Here is a 15,825-nt window from a genome sequence, read left to right as displayed (position 1 = left end):
GAAGAAGTTACACTCAAGTTCTTCTCGCACAAGAACTTACAAACCAGGGGGGGTGGGGGGCACAACTTTCCCCGGCTTTGGCGCAGGACCTGTCAACGTCAGAAGCATCCCCCCCAACTTACAAATGAGACATAAGAGTAGATGGTGTATCTCAGAAAACAAACTTACCGCCGCATGGATCGCACCCTGAAGCGATCACCTCACACGCTGTCATGCGTAGCTCTTATCCTGGCCAGCGCGGTTCTGCTTGGGACGCTTGGCTGTCGCGCAAACAATTCCGGTGCTGACGAAATTAGCGCCGCGACCGCCCGGCTCACCAAGGCCGAGCGGAACAGGACAGCCGCATGCGGCACCGGCGCAACCGCCCAACCGTCGCAGTCCATGCAGCCCCGCATGCCCGAACAAGACATTCCGGCCTGCCGAAACGCTGCGTTTGAATACGAGAAAGCTCTACTGGATGTGACACAGACCAAGCGCCGCTATGCAACGCCGGCACCGGCTGATCGATAGCTATAGCAATCGCACCTGGGAACAAATTGCCTGACCCACGGTGTCAACACTGCAGCCTCATCCTGCTCTCGCAGAATCGAGTCTGCACCGTGTTCGAAGACGCCCTCGTCGAGTCCTCAGGCAAGCTGAAATCCAAATCGAAGTACTGGATGTTGGCCACACTTGCCTTCAACCTGGCCATCCTGGCTGCCCTGATCCTTTTCCCGCTGCTTCACCCCGCCGCCCTGCCCCGCACCGCAATGACCGCGCTGCTCACCGCGCCGCCGCCACCGCCGCCGGCTGTTCGACCCACGCCGGCCCAAGTCGTGAGGCAGATTAAATCCATCGAACCGTTGAACGCGATGACCGCGCCTGCAAAGGTTCCGCGCAAAATCGATTTAAGCAAAGACCCGCCTCCGCCGAACACCTCAACCGGCGTCATGAGCGGCACGATGCTCGCCGGCAACGGCCCAGCCGGTAGCGTGCTTGACGCGATGGGCGTCGGCTCCAAACCGGTGGTGGTAACGAAGCAGCCGGAGAGGCCAAAACAGCCCAGCCGCGTCAACGTTTCCAGCGGTGTCGCCGCCGGTGCGCTGCTCACGAAAACCACGCCAACGTACCCGGCGATTGCGAAGGCAGCGCACGTTTCCGGCGCGGTCCTGCTGCACGCGATCATCTCCAAAACCGGCACCATAGAAAGTCTGCAGGTTGTCTCCGGTCCGGAGATGCTGCGTGCCAACGCATTGGACGCCGTCCGCCAATGGCGCTATAATCCCTACCTGCTGAACGGTGAACCAACGGAGGTAGAGACGACTATCACCGTCAATTTCACCTTTGCCGGGTAGCTGCCATCGCCGGAGCAGTTGAAGGCTCGCCACCGGCATACGGAACGCACATATAAGTTAGCCCATGCGATAACTTGCTCAACCGGAAGCAGAGCGAACACACAAAAGGCCAGCCAGAAAGGCTGACCTTTTCGTGTTTGAACCGCCACAAGTACGACGAAGCAGGATTTTTAAATCACGAACCGAAACTGTGATGAGCGTGCCTATCGCACGGTGGGTGCAACCGACAACGCTCGCGTACTCACACGACCCAGTCCGGCAAACGGGATAAACGCCATGACCTGCTTTACGCGGCTATCGGTCTGCAAGGGTGCCTCAAGCCAGACGACCTGGTCTGCGCTCAACACGCCCGCCGACAGATGCTCGCGGCCGCTGTTGTCACAGCGCAGGTATGGCGTTGGCCGGCGGACCAGGTAAGGAAAGTTGAAGTTTGCCGGAGGGTCGCTTCGATCCACGTTCTTCTGCTTCGCAGCCTGGCCGCCCATGTGCTGCACGCTCTGCTCGCCGCGAACGGCTAGCTCTTTCAGAAAAGTCCTATCTTGGGCGATGTTCTTCAGCACACTCTGCATACTTCAACCCCCTGCATGAATATGACCCAGCAAGGCGACGCGAGACACCTAGGACACTCCCTAACCAAATGCACCCTGGCGCGAGATGTCGGCGGCAATGCTTCGACAATGTATGCCGCCCTGTACGCGTTCCGTCCTCTTAACGGCTTACGCTTGCAAACACCGATGCGGCATGCTGCTTTTTGCCGCTCAGTACTGCACTTTATCCATTTTTCATTCGACGATATGTGAGTTGCTACCCTGTTCGTGGTGAGTACTTCCGCACAGAGCGACGGCGATCCGCAAGGCGCCACCACGATTTCACCGCAGCCCGCCGCGCCAGAGGCAACACCGCCACCCTCAAACGCAAAGGCCAACGGCTTCGCTCCGCTGAAATACCCGCTCTTCCGCGACCGTTGGATTGCCTCGACCGTGTCGAACCTGGGCACGTGGATGCAGGACACCAGCGGCACCTGGCTGATGACGGCGCTTACCGGTTCGCCGCTGCTGATCGCGCTGATGCAGACCGCAGCCAGCGCGCCCGTGCTCCTGCTTGGCGTCTTCGCCGGTGCCACCGCGGATATTTTTGAGCGCCGGCGCCTGCTGATCTTCTGGCAAACATGGCAGATGGCGGCTGTCGCGCTGCTTGCGGTTCTCGCCTTTGCGGGCATCATCGGGCCCGTCTGGCTGCTCCTGCTCACCTTTCTGATGAACATCGGGTCGGCAATGAACAACCCTGCGTGGCAGGCGATTGTGCCTGAGCTGATTCCGCGCAGCGAACTGCCCAATGCCGTCGCCCTGGCCAGCGCAAGCAACAACCTGGCGCGCGCTGTGGGTCCCGCGCTGGGCGGCCTGCTCATGGCCGCGTTCCTGCACGCCACCACGGGCGCCGGCTGGACCTTTGCCCTGAACGCCGTCTCCTTTGCCGCCGTGATCTGGGTGCTGTATGTGTGGAAGCGCCAGCCACTGTTCCGCTCCGCTTTGCCCGCTGAGCGGCTGATGGGTTCGGTTGAGACGGGCTTTCGCTTTCTGCGCTATTCGCCCGTGCTGCAGGCCACGTTTGTGCGCGCGTTTCTGTTCACGTTCTCAGTGGCTGCGGTGTGGTCGCTGCTGGCCGTGGTGGCGCGTCGGCACCTTGGCCAAGGCGCGCTGGGTTACGGCATCCTGAATGGATCGATGGGTTTCGGCGCAGTGCTCGCGGCGTTTTTGCTGGCCAAGGTGCGCGCACGCTTTACCTATGACCAGATTCTTGCAGCCTCCAGTGCGCAGTACATCAGCACGCTGCTGGTGCTGGCGTTCGCACGCACAACGTGGCCCATCATCCTGTTCCTGATCGCGGGCGGATTTGCATGGGTCTGCACCATGAGCTCGCTAAATGTAAGCGTGCAGCTGAACGCGCCCGGTTGGGTGCAGGCCCGCGCGCTGGGCATGTACCAGATGGTCTTCCAGGGCGGCCTGGCGATTGGCTCCGTGGTGTGGGGCTACGTGGCCGAGCACTCGTCGGTAAAGGTGGCCATGTGCGCCAGCGCTGCGAGCATGGCGATCACGCTCCCGTTCACGCTGCGGCTGCATGTGATGCGTGGCAGCATCCCTGACCTGTCTCCCTACCAGTGGAAGCGGCCCGTGCCGCACCTTGAGTTGGAGCCGCAGCCCGAAGACGGCCCCGTGCGCATCCTGATCGATTACAACGTGCCCACGGCGCGCTACAACGAATTCGTTCACGCGATTCATCAGCTGCGTGACGTGCGCCTCCGCTCCGGCGCGATTCGCTGGGGCGTTTTCCGCGACGGCAACAATCCCGAGCGGCTGGAAGAAAGCTTTGTGATGGAAAGCTGGCTGGAGTACCTGCGCAGCCGCGAGCGCATGACCACGGCCGACGCTACCATTCTGCAGACCGTGCGTGCCATGCACCAAGGCGAAGAGCCGCCACGCGTGACACACCAGGTGTACGCAAAAGAAGTGGAGACGGCGGCGAGTTAGCTTGCGCGCCCGAAACAGCAACGCCAGAATAGGTAAGGAGCCAGGCGATGACCCGCGACCGCGCATTGCAGATCCTTCGCGACCACGAAGCTGACTTTCGAGCCAGTGGTGTTGCGCATTTGCGCCTGTTCGGTTCGGTTGCGCGGGATGAGGCCGGGCCTGAGTCGGATGTGGATATTCTTGCGGACTTCGATCCGACCCGGCCGGAGGCAAAGTTCCAGATCGGAACGCTGCAGCAGGATTTAGAAGGGATGCTGGGAGTGCACGTCGATTTATCTGTTGAAAGCTGGCTGAAGCCCCTGGTGCGTGTTGAGGCGCTTCGAGAACAGGTCTATGCCTTCTAGGGGCGCTTCTTCACTTCAGCGACATTCTGGACGATCTTCTGGATCGAGCGCTATATGGAAGGGCTTGACTTTGCCGGGTACGAACGCGACGTGAAGACCCGCGATGCCATTGAGCGGCGACTTCAGATCGTGACAGAGGCCGTGATCCGCCTCGGCGACTCTGTTGAAAGCTACTCGACTGAGGTGAAATGATCGAACTGGAGCGGTCTCGGCAACATTCTGCGACACGGATATCACAAGATCGATGATGAGATCGTCTGGGCAAGCTTCACGAAGAACTGCCGCTGCTCAAGCGGGTTGCCGTGGAAGCGATCCGGGGATTGAACCTGACCTAGGCGGAAGTGGCTGCTTCGTCGCGGGTCGTTGCAGGAGTTGCTGCTTGCGCGGCTATACTTCCCGCGAGGCCGCACCCATGCATTCCTCCCGTTTCGCTCCACTCGTCGTCGCATGCTGTGCCACGCTCACGGCCGTGGCACAAGGCACACCGGCAACGACGCCGCCCAGCCCGCCTGCAAGACCCGTTCCACCGGTGCGCGCGCCGCATACGCCCGGCTACGTGCAGGCACGCGACCTGCCCGACGGCACCGTGCCGTCGCCACGCGAGGACGGCAACTTCGTCATCGGTCCAACGCATCCGGCCGCGCCGGAGATGCAGCCCGCCGCTGGTGTGCCACGCGGCAATGTTCAGGAGTTCACCATGAACTCCGCCGACAGCAAGTTCTACTCTGGCATTGCGCGCGAGCCCGGCACGTTTGGAACGCCCGATCCCTCTGACCCGGCGAAGCTGGTCGTGACCACGAGCCATCCGGCGCCGTACACGCGCAAGGTAACCGTGTACCTGCCAGCGAACTACCAGCCCGGCACGGAACTGCCGCTCATCGTGACCGCAGACGGCCCAGAACGCCTGCTCTTCCCCGTGCTGGACTCGCTCATCGCGGCGCACCGCATCCCCGCCGTTGCCGCCGTGTCGATCGCCAACGGAGGTGGGGATGCGCAGGGCAGCGAGCGCGGCCTGGAGTATGACACCATGAGCGGCCGCTATGCCGAGTTCGTCGAGCAGGAAGTGCTGCCGGAAGTCGAGCGGCGCTATCACGTCCGTCTGACGCACGATCCCAACGGCCGGCTCACCATGGGCAACAGCTCTGGCGGCGCGGCCGCGCTGATCATGGCGTGGACCCACCCGGCTTGGTATCACCGCGTGCTCGCCTACTCCGGCACGTGGATCAACCAGCAATGGCCCAGCAACCCTGCCACGCCGCACGGCGCCTGGGCCTTCCCTGAGCACTTGATCGCGGACACGCCGCCGAAGCCAATCCGCATCTGGATGGAGGTGGGCGACCGCGACCTGTTGAACCCGAACGCCATGCGCGACGGCATGCACGACTGGGTTGTCGCCAATGAGGACCTGGCTCGCGTGCTTGCCGCAAAGGGCTACCACTACCAGTTCATCTTTGCGCAGAATGCGGTGCACGTAGACCGTCCCGTGCGCGAACAGACCTTGCCCGAAGCGTTGGAATACATCTGGCAGGGCTACACGCCGCAGCACTGATGGATCCTCAGAAGTTGCACGCAGTACTTGCAGCCTCGCGAGCCTCCAAGCCACAATGACAGTAGAGAAACGCCGATGACCCACGACCGCGCACTGCAGATACTTCGCGAACACGAACCAGATTTCAAGGCCAAGAGCGTCACGCATCTGCGCCTATTCGGCTCCGTTGCGCGCGATGAAGCCACAAATACATCGGATGTCGATGTCATGGTCGACTTCGATCCAGACCTGACGCTTACACTTTGGGAAATGAGCAGCGTTCGGCTTGACCTTTGCGACTTTCTTTCCACGCCTGTCGATCTGGTGCGCGAGAAAACGTTGAAGCCGCACATTCGTGAACGCGCACTGCGAGAGGCCGTGCTTGCCTTCTAAGCCGACAGGAGAGTTGCTTCGTGACATCCTCGACGCTTGAGACGCGATCCAGGCGTTTGTAGCAGGCATGACACTTGCGCAATCTGAAGCTGACCTGAAGACTACCTCTGCAGTGGAACGGCAATTCCTGATTGTCGCTGAAGCCTCAAAGCGCCTGGGCAGCCAAGCCACTCAGCTTTGCCCGAAGTAGGATTGGCGGCTGATTCAGGACTTCGGTAATGTGATCCGTCACGATTATGACGGAGTAGCTCACGACATCGTTTGGAAAGCATTCACGAACGTTTACCCGCACTGCAGGTAGACGTGACCGAAGCTCTTTTGAACCTGAATCGAGCCTAGCTCCGCACCGCCATCAGCTTTTCGTACAACGCCAGCGTCTGCTCCGCGATGGCGCTCCAGCTGAACTTCGCCTCCACGCGCTTACGACCGGCTTCGCCGAACTGCTTCGCCTTCGCTGGATCCGCGAGCAGATCGTTCAGCTTCGCCGCAAGGTCCTTCGCGAACTGCTCCGGGTGCTCCGGAAAGCTGGTCGCCGGGTCTTGCGCGAACGGCACAAGGTAGCCCGTCTCGCCTTCGACGACTACTTCAAGAATGCCGCCGGTCGCGCTCGCCACCACCGGCGCGCGGCAGGCCATCGCCTCCAGGTTGATAATGCCGAACGGCTCGTACACGCTGGGGCAGCAGAACACGGCGCAGTTGCTGTAAAGCTGGATCGCCTCAGGCTTGGTGACCATCGCTTCGATCCAGGTCACGCGGGGGTTGATGCTCTTTGCCTTGGCGACCAGATCGCGCATCTCCTGCGCAATCTCTGGTGTGTCGGGCGCGCCCGCGCAAAGCACCACCTGCGTGTCCTTCGGCAGGTACTGGATCGCGTCGACCAGATGCGTAACACCCTTCTGCCGGGTGATGCGGCCTACAAAAAGCACATACGGCACGCCCGGGTCGACGCCGTACTTCACCAATGCATCGGTCGCGTCCGTCTTCTGGTATTCGGTCAGGTCGATGCCGTTGTAGATCACGTGGATGCGCTCGGGATGCATCTCCGGGTACGCCTTCAGGATGTCCTTCTTCGTGCCTTCGCTTACGGCAATCACGGCGTCGGCATCCAGGATCGCGGTGCGCTCCATCCAACTGCTCATCGCGTAGCCGCTGCCAAGCTGCTCCGCCTTCCACGCGCGCAGTGGCTCCAGCGAATGCGTCGTCAGCACGAACGGAATGTTGTACAGCTTGCGCGCCAGAAAGCCCGCCATGCTCACGTACCAGGTGTGCGTGTGTACGACGTCGATGCCTTCCAGCGCCTTGACCTGCGTCAGGTTTAGGCTGAGCGCCTCAAGCGCCGCCTTGAACTTGCCCTGCGTGCCATTGGAGATCTCGCTCCACGGCTGCTGGCCATGCACGTGCGGATTCGTCTCAGGTGATTCTTGCTCGCCCCAGCAGTACACCTCAACCTCGGCGCGCTTCGACAGTTCGCGGCTCAGGTATTCCACGTGAACACCGGCACCGCCATACACATTGGGCGGATACTCGCGAGTCATGATGCCGATGCGCATGGGTGTGCTCCTTGGGTGTGACGCTGCGACGATTGCCTGCCGCGTGTCATCCTACACCGCGCGCGTGGCATTCCCTTGGATGCGTGTGGCCGCGCACGCAACGGATGCGATACGCTGGCTCTCGCACCCGCATCGCCGTCTGGAGATTCCATGAACGTCCGTTCGCTTATCTCGCTGCTCTCGCTTGCAGCAGCCACCACCCTTGCCGCGCAGACATCGCCCGCGCCCACGCCGCCCATGGGATGGAACAGTTGGAACCACTTCGCCGGCAAAGTCACGGACGTCGACGTGCGCGCCACCGCCGACCAGCTCGTCTCGACCGGCATGCGCGACGCAGGCTATGTCTACGTCAACATCGACGACACTTGGCAGGGCAAGCGCGACGCAAGCGGCATCATCCATGCCAATGAAAAGTTCCCGGACATGAAAGCGCTCGCCGATTACGTACACAGCAAGGGACTGAAGCTCGGCATCTACTCCGGGCCCGGCGAACAGACCTGCGCGCATTATGAGGGCAGCCTTGGCCATGAGGCGCAGGACGCGCAGACCTACGCTGGTTGGGGCATCGATTTGTTGAAGTACGACCTGTGTTCCTTCAGCAAGCAGATGGCGGCCGAGCGCGCCGCGCACCCCGACGACCCAAAGGCCGCGACGAAGCTGATGATTGCTGCCTACAAGAAGATGGGGGATGCCCTGCGCGCGACCGGCCGGCCCATCCTGTACAGCCTGTGCCAGTACGGCCTGGAAGAGCCGTGGAAGTGGGGACCGCAAGTCGGCGCGTCCATGTGGCGCACCACCGACGACATCAACGACACCTGGGCGCGCATGTTCATCATCGCGCAAAGCCAGTCCGACCTCGCGCCCTTCGCCGGCCCCGGCCACTGGAACGACCCCGACATGCTGGAGGTCGGCAACGGCGGCATGAAGACCGAGGAGTACCGCCAGCACATGACCCTGTGGGCCATGCTCGCTTCACCCCTGCTGGCAGGCAACGACCTCACAAAAATGACCGATGCCGACAAGTCGATCCTGATGAACCGCGACGTGATCGCCATCGACCAGGACCCGCTCGGCAAGCAGGCCACACGCCTCTACCAGCACGGCGACATCAGCGTGTGGACGCGCCCCCTCACCGGCAACCGCATCGCCGTCGCTCTGGTCACCGCCTCCTGGGGCGAGCGCAACATCCAGTTCGACCTGGCACAGGCCGGCTTCCCCTCCGGCGCAAACGTCCGCGACGTGTGGGCCGCCAAAGACCTGGGCCATCAGCAGGGCATCTTCACCGGCACCGTACGTCAGCACGGCGTCATGCTGCTGATTTTGTCGAAGTAGAACGGAATCACGCAACTTAAGTATTACGTTGCAAGCCTACGCAGAACGGAAATATCGAAGTCGTTGAGGGAAAAGCGATTCACAAGACCTTTACCAAGCTCCAGGAGGGTGGCGGAAATCTTCAGTAGAGCTATGAAGGGCTTTCGTCCGAGCCGAAAGATTGTCTAGCTCTACCCAGGAGTTCAGACTGAAGCTGAACAGTGGCTCTCGAGAAAGATGCGTCCCTTTTCGGACGTTTGGTGTAGCGACCCGAGGAGAGCACTTAAGAGCCATGGCTGGATCGGCTGAAGATTAATCGACAAATGTACTCAGATAGGCTAACTCGCGCGAAACAGTCATTTTCTTACGGATCGCAGCCGCAGCGCATATAACTAAGCATGCGCCTAAATAGCTTGATTGGATCTGGGTGCCTCTGCGGCATGCTCCTGCCACTGTGTATGCCGGTGCCTGCAATAGTCCAGTGGACAGGGCGGCCCCTGCGAGCAGTATCCGCATTCACGCAAGCTGTCTCACCGGCAACTGAACAGGACGATGCACCTGTGGTCTCCTCCGACAGCGCTTGTAGCGCGGGGGACGATACCACCACCGGCCCGTACGACAACAGCGTGCCGGCCACAATTCCCGAACCGCGCGGCCGTGTTACAGACCTTACAGGCCACCTTTCCGCGGATTGCATGTCCAGCATCTCCGACCGTATCCGCTCACTGGAAGACGAAAAGGGCGCTCAGGTTCGTGTGTTGCTGGTCGGCAGCACCGGGGACGAGCCAATTGAAAAGTATGCCAACCGCGTGTTCCACGCTTGGAAGTTGGGGCGCAAAAACATCAATGATGGCGTTCTGCTGGTAGCCGCCCTGCACGATCACCAAGACCGGATAGAGGTCGGCTATGGTCTCGAAGGAGCAATTCCTGACGCCGTTGCAGGTGACATTCTGCGCGCCGACGTGCAGCCACAGTTTATCGCCGGAAACTACGGTGCAGGGGTTAGCGCCGCGGTTGACGATCTGGCTCACCTCATCCGTGGCGAGGCCTTGCAGAAGCCCGCACCGAAAACAGCCTGGATGCGATGGCAGCTTATGGTCGCAGCATTGCTGCTGGTTTGCCTTGCCGGTGCGGTGGGCAGTTTGGCACAGTGGAGTTGGTACTGGCGCTTGGGGCTGCCGTTCATCACGCTGACGTTGGTCGACGCAGTTGGCCTCGTATGGCATCTGCTATCGAGCTGGACGGGAATGCTCGCCGTTTTACCGTTCGCCCTCGTCGCCTATCCCGCAGGCATATTCTTTGCAAACTACCCCAAATCAGGTCTGCTTTGGCTTGGCTGCACGACCGGACTTTTCGCCGCTGCGGTGGTCGCGATACGCACGTTTGCGCATCCGGTACTCGCCGGACAGACGACCTTTAGGAATCTGGAAGCCGGCATAGGCTCGCTGTTCTTCGGCACCTTCGCGTTCGCGATGGTGTCGCGGAACCCTTTGATTGGCCGACACTACTTTTCTAGCAGCTCCTCGTCCGGAACCAACAGTGATTCAAGTTCAAACGGCTCCGATGATTTTTCTGGCGGTGGAGGGGACAGCGGCGGCGGCGGCGCTTCAGGCAGCTGGTGATCTCTCCTTTTTGGATGCCTCTGGACCCAGATCAAGCCGGCAGGTGTCGGTCCTAAATACTTGGAAGTGTCATCCTGAGCGGAGCGAAGGATCTGCTTTCTTCGGAGCAGCACTACACCTCCGAAATACATTTCTAAGGATGTTCAATCGCGAAATTCTGCATTCGAACCGCAGCATTGAACTCCGTATTCACACTGTTTGCCTGCATGTCCAGATCTCGTCGACGGTTTTGCTGACCGAAAGGATCGGGCGCGGAAATCTGTACGCGGAGTTCGCGCGCTTCGTTTAACTCATCGTTCAGCGGCTTCTCCACGAATGACCACATGCCCTTCTGGTCCTCGGCCTTCTTGGCCTCGTCGGGGTGTTGTGCCAGATAGTTCCGCGTCGCCTGCATAGCTTCCTGGAATGGCTGGATCGCCTTGGCGACAGAGTCGTCGGTAAGGGCACCGGTGCGAACGGCATCCTGAATCGCTTCGTCGGTCGCGCGTGCGGCGATCAAAGTCGCATGGGTATGCCAGTTGAGACTGTGACCCTCTCTGCGATCGATCGCTTCAAGTTCATGCTGACGAACCATTCCGTTGCTGCGCCGCACTGCGGCACGCAGGACACGGGTCGAGTCCAGAGTCTTTGCAAGCAAGGGCCCGACGGTTGCGTCGAGTTGGTGGCCTTTGGCAAAGCGATCATCCAGATATTCCTTCCGGTACAGATACTGGTCCAGTTGCAAGCCAGGGCCCAGCATGGCCCGAAGAGCAGAGGCGGTCGCCCGCGAGGCTTGATCGAGGTCTGCCACGGCGGGCGGAAGCGACGCACCACGCTCAAGGTCACTTGCGCAGTCCAAAGTACCTGTTCCCGTGTCGCCGTTGGTCAACTCAAACGTCGCATTGCCATTGACTCCCGGATCTATCTTCGGATCATAGTGGGCAGTACTCTTTACGCGGTCGCGATAGCTGCCGGCGAAATCCTCGTAATGCGTGAGACAACCGTTTACGCTTTTAACGATGGGCTGAAGCTTGGTACGAAGCTGCGCATCTTCCGCGCTCAGACGAAGCGACTCTGTGCCTTTCGTTTGCGTGACCGAGCCCGCGTTGCCTTCGTGAGAACCTTTCTGGCGTTCCACAACTTTACAGCCAGTCACACACAGAAGCAGGGGCAAACAGATCATGTTCACGCAAGTGAAGCATCGCAGCAATCTCATAGGGTCAGGTCTCATCGCAAAGTCTACAAGACACGCCTGAGCCGGTGGACTGTGACGAGAACCTGTCGGCCTTCGCCAACACGCCGCAATCAGCAACTCTGCTCACATCCCTGTAGCTGTTTTCCTATTCCTGGCGTTCTCGACGGGTAAGCGGACCATCTCCTTGGCCCTCAACCGGTGCTCAAGTACCTCGCGCGTGCTATGCAACTGCTCTTGCGCTTGCTTGCCGAACATCGGAAATGGCTCTAAACCCCCAGCACCGTCTTGCCCATGGCCGTCCCGCTCTCCTGCATCTGGTGCGCGCGGCGCAGGTGCTGCGCATTGATTGCGCCCAGATGCTGCGTCAGCGTGGTGCGCAACGTACCCAGGTCGACCAGCCGCGCCACCTCCACCAGTAAGTCGTGCTGCCGCAGGATGTCCTGCGTCTGAAAGACCGGCCGCGTAAACATGTACTCCCAGTGCAGCGATGCGGACTTGCGCTTCAGCAGCTTCACATCCAACTGCTTCGGATCGTCGATAATGCCGATCTTTCCCTGCGGCGCGACGATGTTCGCCAGCTCCGGAAAGTGCCGCTCCGTGCCGGTCAGGGCTGCAATGTACTCCGCCTGCGGAAACTTCAGTTCTTCCATCTGCTGCAGCATGGGCCGGTGATGGTCGATCACGAAGTGCGCGCCGTTGCCGTAACACCACTGCACCGTCTCCGCGCGTGACGCGGTCGCGACCACGGTCAACGCGGTCAGCTTGCTCGCGATCTGCGTCAGGATTGAGCCGACGCCACCCGCGCCACCTACCACCAGCAGCACGCCCTTGCGCTGGTGTGCCTGCGCCCCCTTGAACTGGTCGATGCCGAGCCGGTCAAACAAGAGCTCCCACGCCGTGATCGCCGTCAGCGGCAGCGCTGCGGCTTCGGCAAAGCCGATCGACTTCGGCTTCGGCGCAACAATGCGCTCATCTACTGCGTGAAACTGCGCGTTCGTCCCCTGGCGCGCGATCGAACCCGCGTACCAAACCTCGTCACCGACTTTAAATAGCGAACAATCGCGCCCGCGCCGCACCACCACGCCGGCGGCATCGTAACCCAGCACCTTGTACTCGGCGCCCTCATCGGGCCGCGTGCCCGCACGCACCTTCACATCCACGGGATTGACTGAAACTGCCTTGACCTCGACCAGCAAGTCGCGCGGCCCGATCTCCGGCTCCGGCAGCTCAATATCAAGCAACGCCTCAGGTGCCTCAATCGGCGAGGGCAAAGTGTATCCAACGGCCTTCATAGCTGCTCTGATGCAGCGAAGGTGCGGCCCGTTCCCAGACCGCACCTTATGAAACTCCGCATTACCGGGATGCGGCTACTTCTTGCCGCCCTTACCCAATGCGAGCTCGATCAGCGCCTTCTCTTCCAACTCATGCGCCTTGGCCGAACCGGTCGCCGGGCTAGCTGCCGCCGAACGCGTCACCCGCAGCACGCGGCGCGCACCGACGGAACGCTTCAGCAGCGGGTAAGCATAGGTGAGCGCGCCCATATTTGCCGGCTCCTCCTGTACCCACACGATCTCTTCCGCGTTGGGGTACTGCGCCAGCGCTGCTTCCAGCTCCTCGGCTGGCCACGGGTACATCTGCTCGACAAACACGATCGCGGTCGAGAAATCACCACGCTTGACGCGCTCGATCCGCAGGTTGTGGCCGATCTTGCCCGAGCACACCAGGATGCGGCGCGGATCCTTGGCTTCGCGATCGGCCAACACCTTCTGAAAGCGCGGAGCGGCGAAATCCGCTACCGGCGAAATCGCATCCGGGTGCCGCAGCATGCTTTTCGGCGTGAACACCACCAGCGGCTTGCGCCAGGGCGACATTGCCTGCCGCCGCAGCAAGTGGAAGTACTGCGCCGCATTCGACGGCTGCGCCACGATCATGTTGTCCGTCGCGCACAGTTGCAGATAGCGCTCCACGCGCGCCGAAGAGTGCTCCGGCCCCTGGCCCTCATACCCGTGCGGCAAGAGCAGGACCACGCCAGACTGCAGGCCCCACTTCGCCTCGCCCGCGGCGATGAACTGGTCGATGATGATTTGTGCGCCGTTCGCAAAGTCGCCAAACTGCGCCTCCCACAGCACCAGCGCCTCCGGGAAGTCGCGGCTGTAGCCATACTCGAAGCCCAGCACCGCGGCCTCGCTCAGCATAGAGTTGTAAACCTCGAACCGGCCCTGGCCTTCGCAGAGGTGCTGCAGCGGCGAGTAGCGCAGCTCGGTTTCCGTATCGACCCAGACGGAGTGGCGCTGGTTGAATGTGCCGCGCTGCGAGTCCTGCCCGCTCAAGCGAACAGGCGTGCCGGCCTTCAGCAGCGATGCGTACGCGAGCAGTTCGGCAGTCCCGTAGTCAAACGGGCGCTTGCCATCGCCCATCTCCACACGCTGCTTCAGCAGCGCCTGCACCTTGGGATGGACATGAAAGTCAGCCGGCGCGTTGGTGAGCTGCGCGATCAGGCTCTTGATTTCCTCCGCGCCCAGGCCGGTGGCGACGTCCTGACCCTTGGGCAGGCGCCCGCCCTGGAAAGGCTCCCAATATTTCGGCAATTCGCTCAGCGCGGGCGCGTGCTCGGCCTCTTTGCCGTGGGCCTGATCGGTCAGGAATTGCTGCTGAATCGCAGAAATCTCAGCGGACGCATCCACGCCGAGCCGCTCCGCATAGCTCTTGTACAGCGGCGCGGTTTCCTTGATGCGCGCGTAGCGCCGCGGCTGCGTCACCGTGGGATCGTCCACCTCGGAGTGGCCATGGCGCCGATAGCCAATCAGGTCCACCACCACATCGCTGGCGAACTTCGCGCGGTATTCCGCCGCGATCTTCGCAACGCGCATCACCGCGTCCGGGTCTTCCGCGTTCACATGGAAGATCGGAATCGGCAGGCGCTTCGCGATATCGGTCGAATACCGCGATGAGTTCGACTCGTGCGGCTCCGCCGTGAATCCGAGCAGGTTGTTCACCACCACCTGAATGGTGCCACCCACCTGATAGCCGTAGATCGTCGCAAGGTCCAGCGTTTCCGCAAAGATGCCCTGCCCCGCAAAGGCGGCATCGCCGTGAATGATCATCGGCAGCACCTTTGCCTCACCTTCCTTGCCCAGCCGCACCTGGCGCGCACGCGCGCGGCCCATAATGACAGGGTCGACCGCTTCCAGGTGCGACGGGTTCGACGCCAGGTGCAGCCGCACCTCTTTCCCGCTCGGCGACTGGTACACGCCGGTCGCGCCCTGGTGATACTTCACGTCGCCACCACCCAGGTGCGAGCGCGGATCCACATCCTCAAACTTGGTAAAGATGTCCGCCGCGGAACGGCCGACCGTATTCACCATCACGTTCAGGCGTCCGCGATGACTCATGGCAAAGGTGCAACGCTCCACGCCCAGCTCCGACGAAACCTCGAACATGCGCTCAAGGAACGGGATCAGCACCGTCAAACCTTCCAGCGAAAACCGCTTCGTTCCCAGGTACCGCTGCTGAATGGTGCCCTCGAACAAGTCGGCCTTGATCAACTGCGTCAGCGTGCGCCGCTGCTGCTCGGCGGTTTCGCGGTACTCCTGCTCCATGGCAGCCTGCAGCCACTCGCGGCGCTCGGGCGAAGCAATGTGCGAGAACTCAAGCGCAATCGTTCCGCTATAAAACTTGCGAGCCTCGGCCGCGATCGCGTCCGACCCTTCTGGCAGTTCCACAGGGAACGGCTCGGGCGGCAGGTATTGCTGCAGCGGATCGAGCTGGGCCTGCAGGTAACCCCAGCGGCGGTAAATCTCAAACACCGTTGCCCGCATCTGCTCGATGCCTGACTCGCGTTCCGGAAGCGCATCGATCGTCGGTGAAACGGTTTTGTTCGTGGTTGTGGACTTTGCCTGCGACTTCGCCTTGGTGGCCATGGTTCCTCGACCCATCTATGGTATGCCTCGGTCTCGAAGAGTGACAGCCTGGGCCGATCCCGAGTGTCGCGGGCGCAAACCGCTCCGTTCGCTTATCGGTCATACAGAAACAGTGCCAGTC

Annotated in this window: 13 protein-coding genes and 2 pseudogenes; 10 read left to right on the top strand and 5 right to left on the bottom strand. The window is 61.3% G+C overall.

Features of this window, described 5'->3' with window-relative positions; translation table 11 throughout:
* The first annotated feature begins 174 nt into the window (after window positions 1-174).
* Window positions 175-510 (top strand): hypothetical protein, encoded by a 336-nt coding sequence (locus ACOFKT_RS00145; RefSeq protein ID WP_419805426.1) that lies wholly within the window; start codon window positions 175-177, stop codon window positions 508-510.
* 89 nt (window positions 511-599) lie between these two features.
* Window positions 600-1,334: an energy transducer TonB gene (locus ACOFKT_RS00140; RefSeq protein WP_419805425.1), complete on the top strand. Its 735-nt coding sequence runs from the start codon at window positions 600-602 to the stop codon at window positions 1,332-1,334.
* A gap of 203 nt (window positions 1,335-1,537) precedes the next feature.
* Here the strand turns inward: ACOFKT_RS00140 and ACOFKT_RS00135 are convergent, their stop codons facing one another.
* A complete protein-coding gene (locus tag ACOFKT_RS00135) occupies window positions 1,538-1,903 on the bottom strand; it encodes a hypothetical protein (protein WP_419805424.1) in 366 nt (121 codons plus the stop codon).
* A 249-nt stretch (window positions 1,904-2,152) separates the two neighbouring features.
* Between ACOFKT_RS00135 and ACOFKT_RS00130 the strand changes: the two genes are divergently transcribed.
* From ACOFKT_RS00130 to ACOFKT_RS00105, 6 genes and pseudogenes are all read left to right on the top strand, one after another.
* Entirely contained in the window at window positions 2,153-3,862 is a 1,710-nt protein-coding gene (locus ACOFKT_RS00130) for an MFS transporter (protein ID WP_419805423.1), read from the top strand.
* Window positions 3,863-3,909: 47 nt separating this feature from the next.
* A complete protein-coding gene (locus ACOFKT_RS00125; protein WP_419805422.1) occupies window positions 3,910-4,206 on the top strand; it encodes a nucleotidyltransferase family protein in 297 nt (98 codons plus the stop codon).
* Between the two features lie 33 nt (window positions 4,207-4,239).
* Window positions 4,240-4,530: pseudogene (locus ACOFKT_RS00120) on the top strand (DUF86 domain-containing protein).
* A gap of 88 nt (window positions 4,531-4,618) precedes the next feature.
* A complete protein-coding gene (locus tag ACOFKT_RS00115; RefSeq protein ID WP_419805421.1) occupies window positions 4,619-5,755 on the top strand; it encodes an alpha/beta hydrolase in 1,137 nt (378 codons plus the stop codon).
* Between the two features lie 75 nt (window positions 5,756-5,830).
* Window positions 5,831-6,127 (top strand): nucleotidyltransferase family protein, encoded by a 297-nt coding sequence (locus ACOFKT_RS00110; RefSeq protein WP_419805420.1) that lies wholly within the window; start codon window positions 5,831-5,833, stop codon window positions 6,125-6,127.
* Window positions 6,128-6,173: 46 nt separating this feature from the next.
* A pseudogene (locus ACOFKT_RS00105) lies at window positions 6,174-6,428 on the top strand (DUF86 domain-containing protein).
* Window positions 6,429-6,462: 34 nt separating this feature from the next.
* On the opposite strand, the gene glgA reads toward ACOFKT_RS00105, so the two are convergent.
* On the bottom strand, window positions 6,463-7,677 hold the full coding sequence (glgA, locus tag ACOFKT_RS00100; protein ID WP_419805419.1) for a glycogen synthase: 1,215 nt from the start codon (window positions 7,675-7,677) through the stop codon (window positions 6,463-6,465).
* Between the two features lie 150 nt (window positions 7,678-7,827).
* On the opposite strand from glgA, the gene ACOFKT_RS00095 reads away from it, so the two are divergent.
* The gene (locus ACOFKT_RS00095; RefSeq protein ID WP_419805418.1) at window positions 7,828-9,009 is read left to right on the top strand and encodes a glycoside hydrolase family 27 protein; all 1,182 of its coding nucleotides are present in this window, start codon (window positions 7,828-7,830) and stop codon (window positions 9,007-9,009) included.
* A gap of 377 nt (window positions 9,010-9,386) precedes the next feature.
* Window positions 9,387-10,610 (top strand): TPM domain-containing protein, encoded by a 1,224-nt coding sequence (locus ACOFKT_RS00090; protein WP_419805417.1) that lies wholly within the window; start codon window positions 9,387-9,389, stop codon window positions 10,608-10,610.
* A 133-nt stretch (window positions 10,611-10,743) separates the two neighbouring features.
* Here ACOFKT_RS00090 and ACOFKT_RS00085 read toward each other — a convergent pair whose 3' ends face one another.
* The 3 genes from ACOFKT_RS00085 to ACOFKT_RS00075 form a co-directional block, all read right to left on the bottom strand.
* Complete coding sequence (locus ACOFKT_RS00085) at window positions 10,744-11,901, bottom strand: DUF3829 domain-containing protein (protein WP_419805416.1); 1,158 nt, start codon at window positions 11,899-11,901, stop codon at window positions 10,744-10,746.
* A gap of 149 nt (window positions 11,902-12,050) precedes the next feature.
* Window positions 12,051-13,076: a zinc-binding alcohol dehydrogenase family protein gene (locus ACOFKT_RS00080; protein ID WP_419805415.1), complete on the bottom strand. Its 1,026-nt coding sequence runs from the start codon at window positions 13,074-13,076 to the stop codon at window positions 12,051-12,053.
* A gap of 75 nt (window positions 13,077-13,151) precedes the next feature.
* The gene (locus tag ACOFKT_RS00075) at window positions 13,152-15,704 is read right to left on the bottom strand and encodes a 2-oxoglutarate dehydrogenase E1 component (protein ID WP_419805414.1); all 2,553 of its coding nucleotides are present in this window, start codon (window positions 15,702-15,704) and stop codon (window positions 13,152-13,154) included.
* Between the last annotated feature and the right edge of the window lie 121 nt (window positions 15,705-15,825).

It is taken from the genome of Terriglobus sp. (genome assembly GCF_965201105.1).
In the GTDB taxonomy this organism is placed as follows: domain Bacteria; phylum Acidobacteriota; class Terriglobia; order Terriglobales; family Acidobacteriaceae; genus Terriglobus.
Note: the sequence above shows the minus strand (reverse complement) of the source record. Positions and strands in the feature narration are given on the sequence as shown.

Coding starts and splice junctions, on each gene's coding strand:
- ACOFKT_RS00145 (WP_419805426.1), top strand. CDS start 175: ATGGATCGCACCCTGAAGCGATCACCTCACACGCTGTCATGCGTAGCT.
- ACOFKT_RS00135 (WP_419805424.1), bottom strand. CDS start 1,903: ATGCAGAGTGTGCTGAAGAACATCGCCCAAGATAGGACTTTTCTGAAA.
- ACOFKT_RS00125 (WP_419805422.1), top strand. CDS start 3,910: ATGACCCGCGACCGCGCATTGCAGATCCTTCGCGACCACGAAGCTGAC.
- ACOFKT_RS00115 (WP_419805421.1), top strand. CDS start 4,619: ATGCATTCCTCCCGTTTCGCTCCACTCGTCGTCGCATGCTGTGCCACG.
- ACOFKT_RS00110 (WP_419805420.1), top strand. CDS start 5,831: ATGACCCACGACCGCGCACTGCAGATACTTCGCGAACACGAACCAGAT.
- glgA (WP_419805419.1), bottom strand. CDS start 7,677: ATGCGCATCGGCATCATGACTCGCGAGTATCCGCCCAATGTGTATGGC.
- ACOFKT_RS00095 (WP_419805418.1), top strand. CDS start 7,828: ATGAACGTCCGTTCGCTTATCTCGCTGCTCTCGCTTGCAGCAGCCACC.
- ACOFKT_RS00090 (WP_419805417.1), top strand. CDS start 9,387: ATGCGCCTAAATAGCTTGATTGGATCTGGGTGCCTCTGCGGCATGCTC.
- ACOFKT_RS00080 (WP_419805415.1), bottom strand. CDS start 13,076: ATGAAGGCCGTTGGATACACTTTGCCCTCGCCGATTGAGGCACCTGAG.
- ACOFKT_RS00075 (WP_419805414.1), bottom strand. CDS start 15,704: ATGGCCACCAAGGCGAAGTCGCAGGCAAAGTCCACAACCACGAACAAA.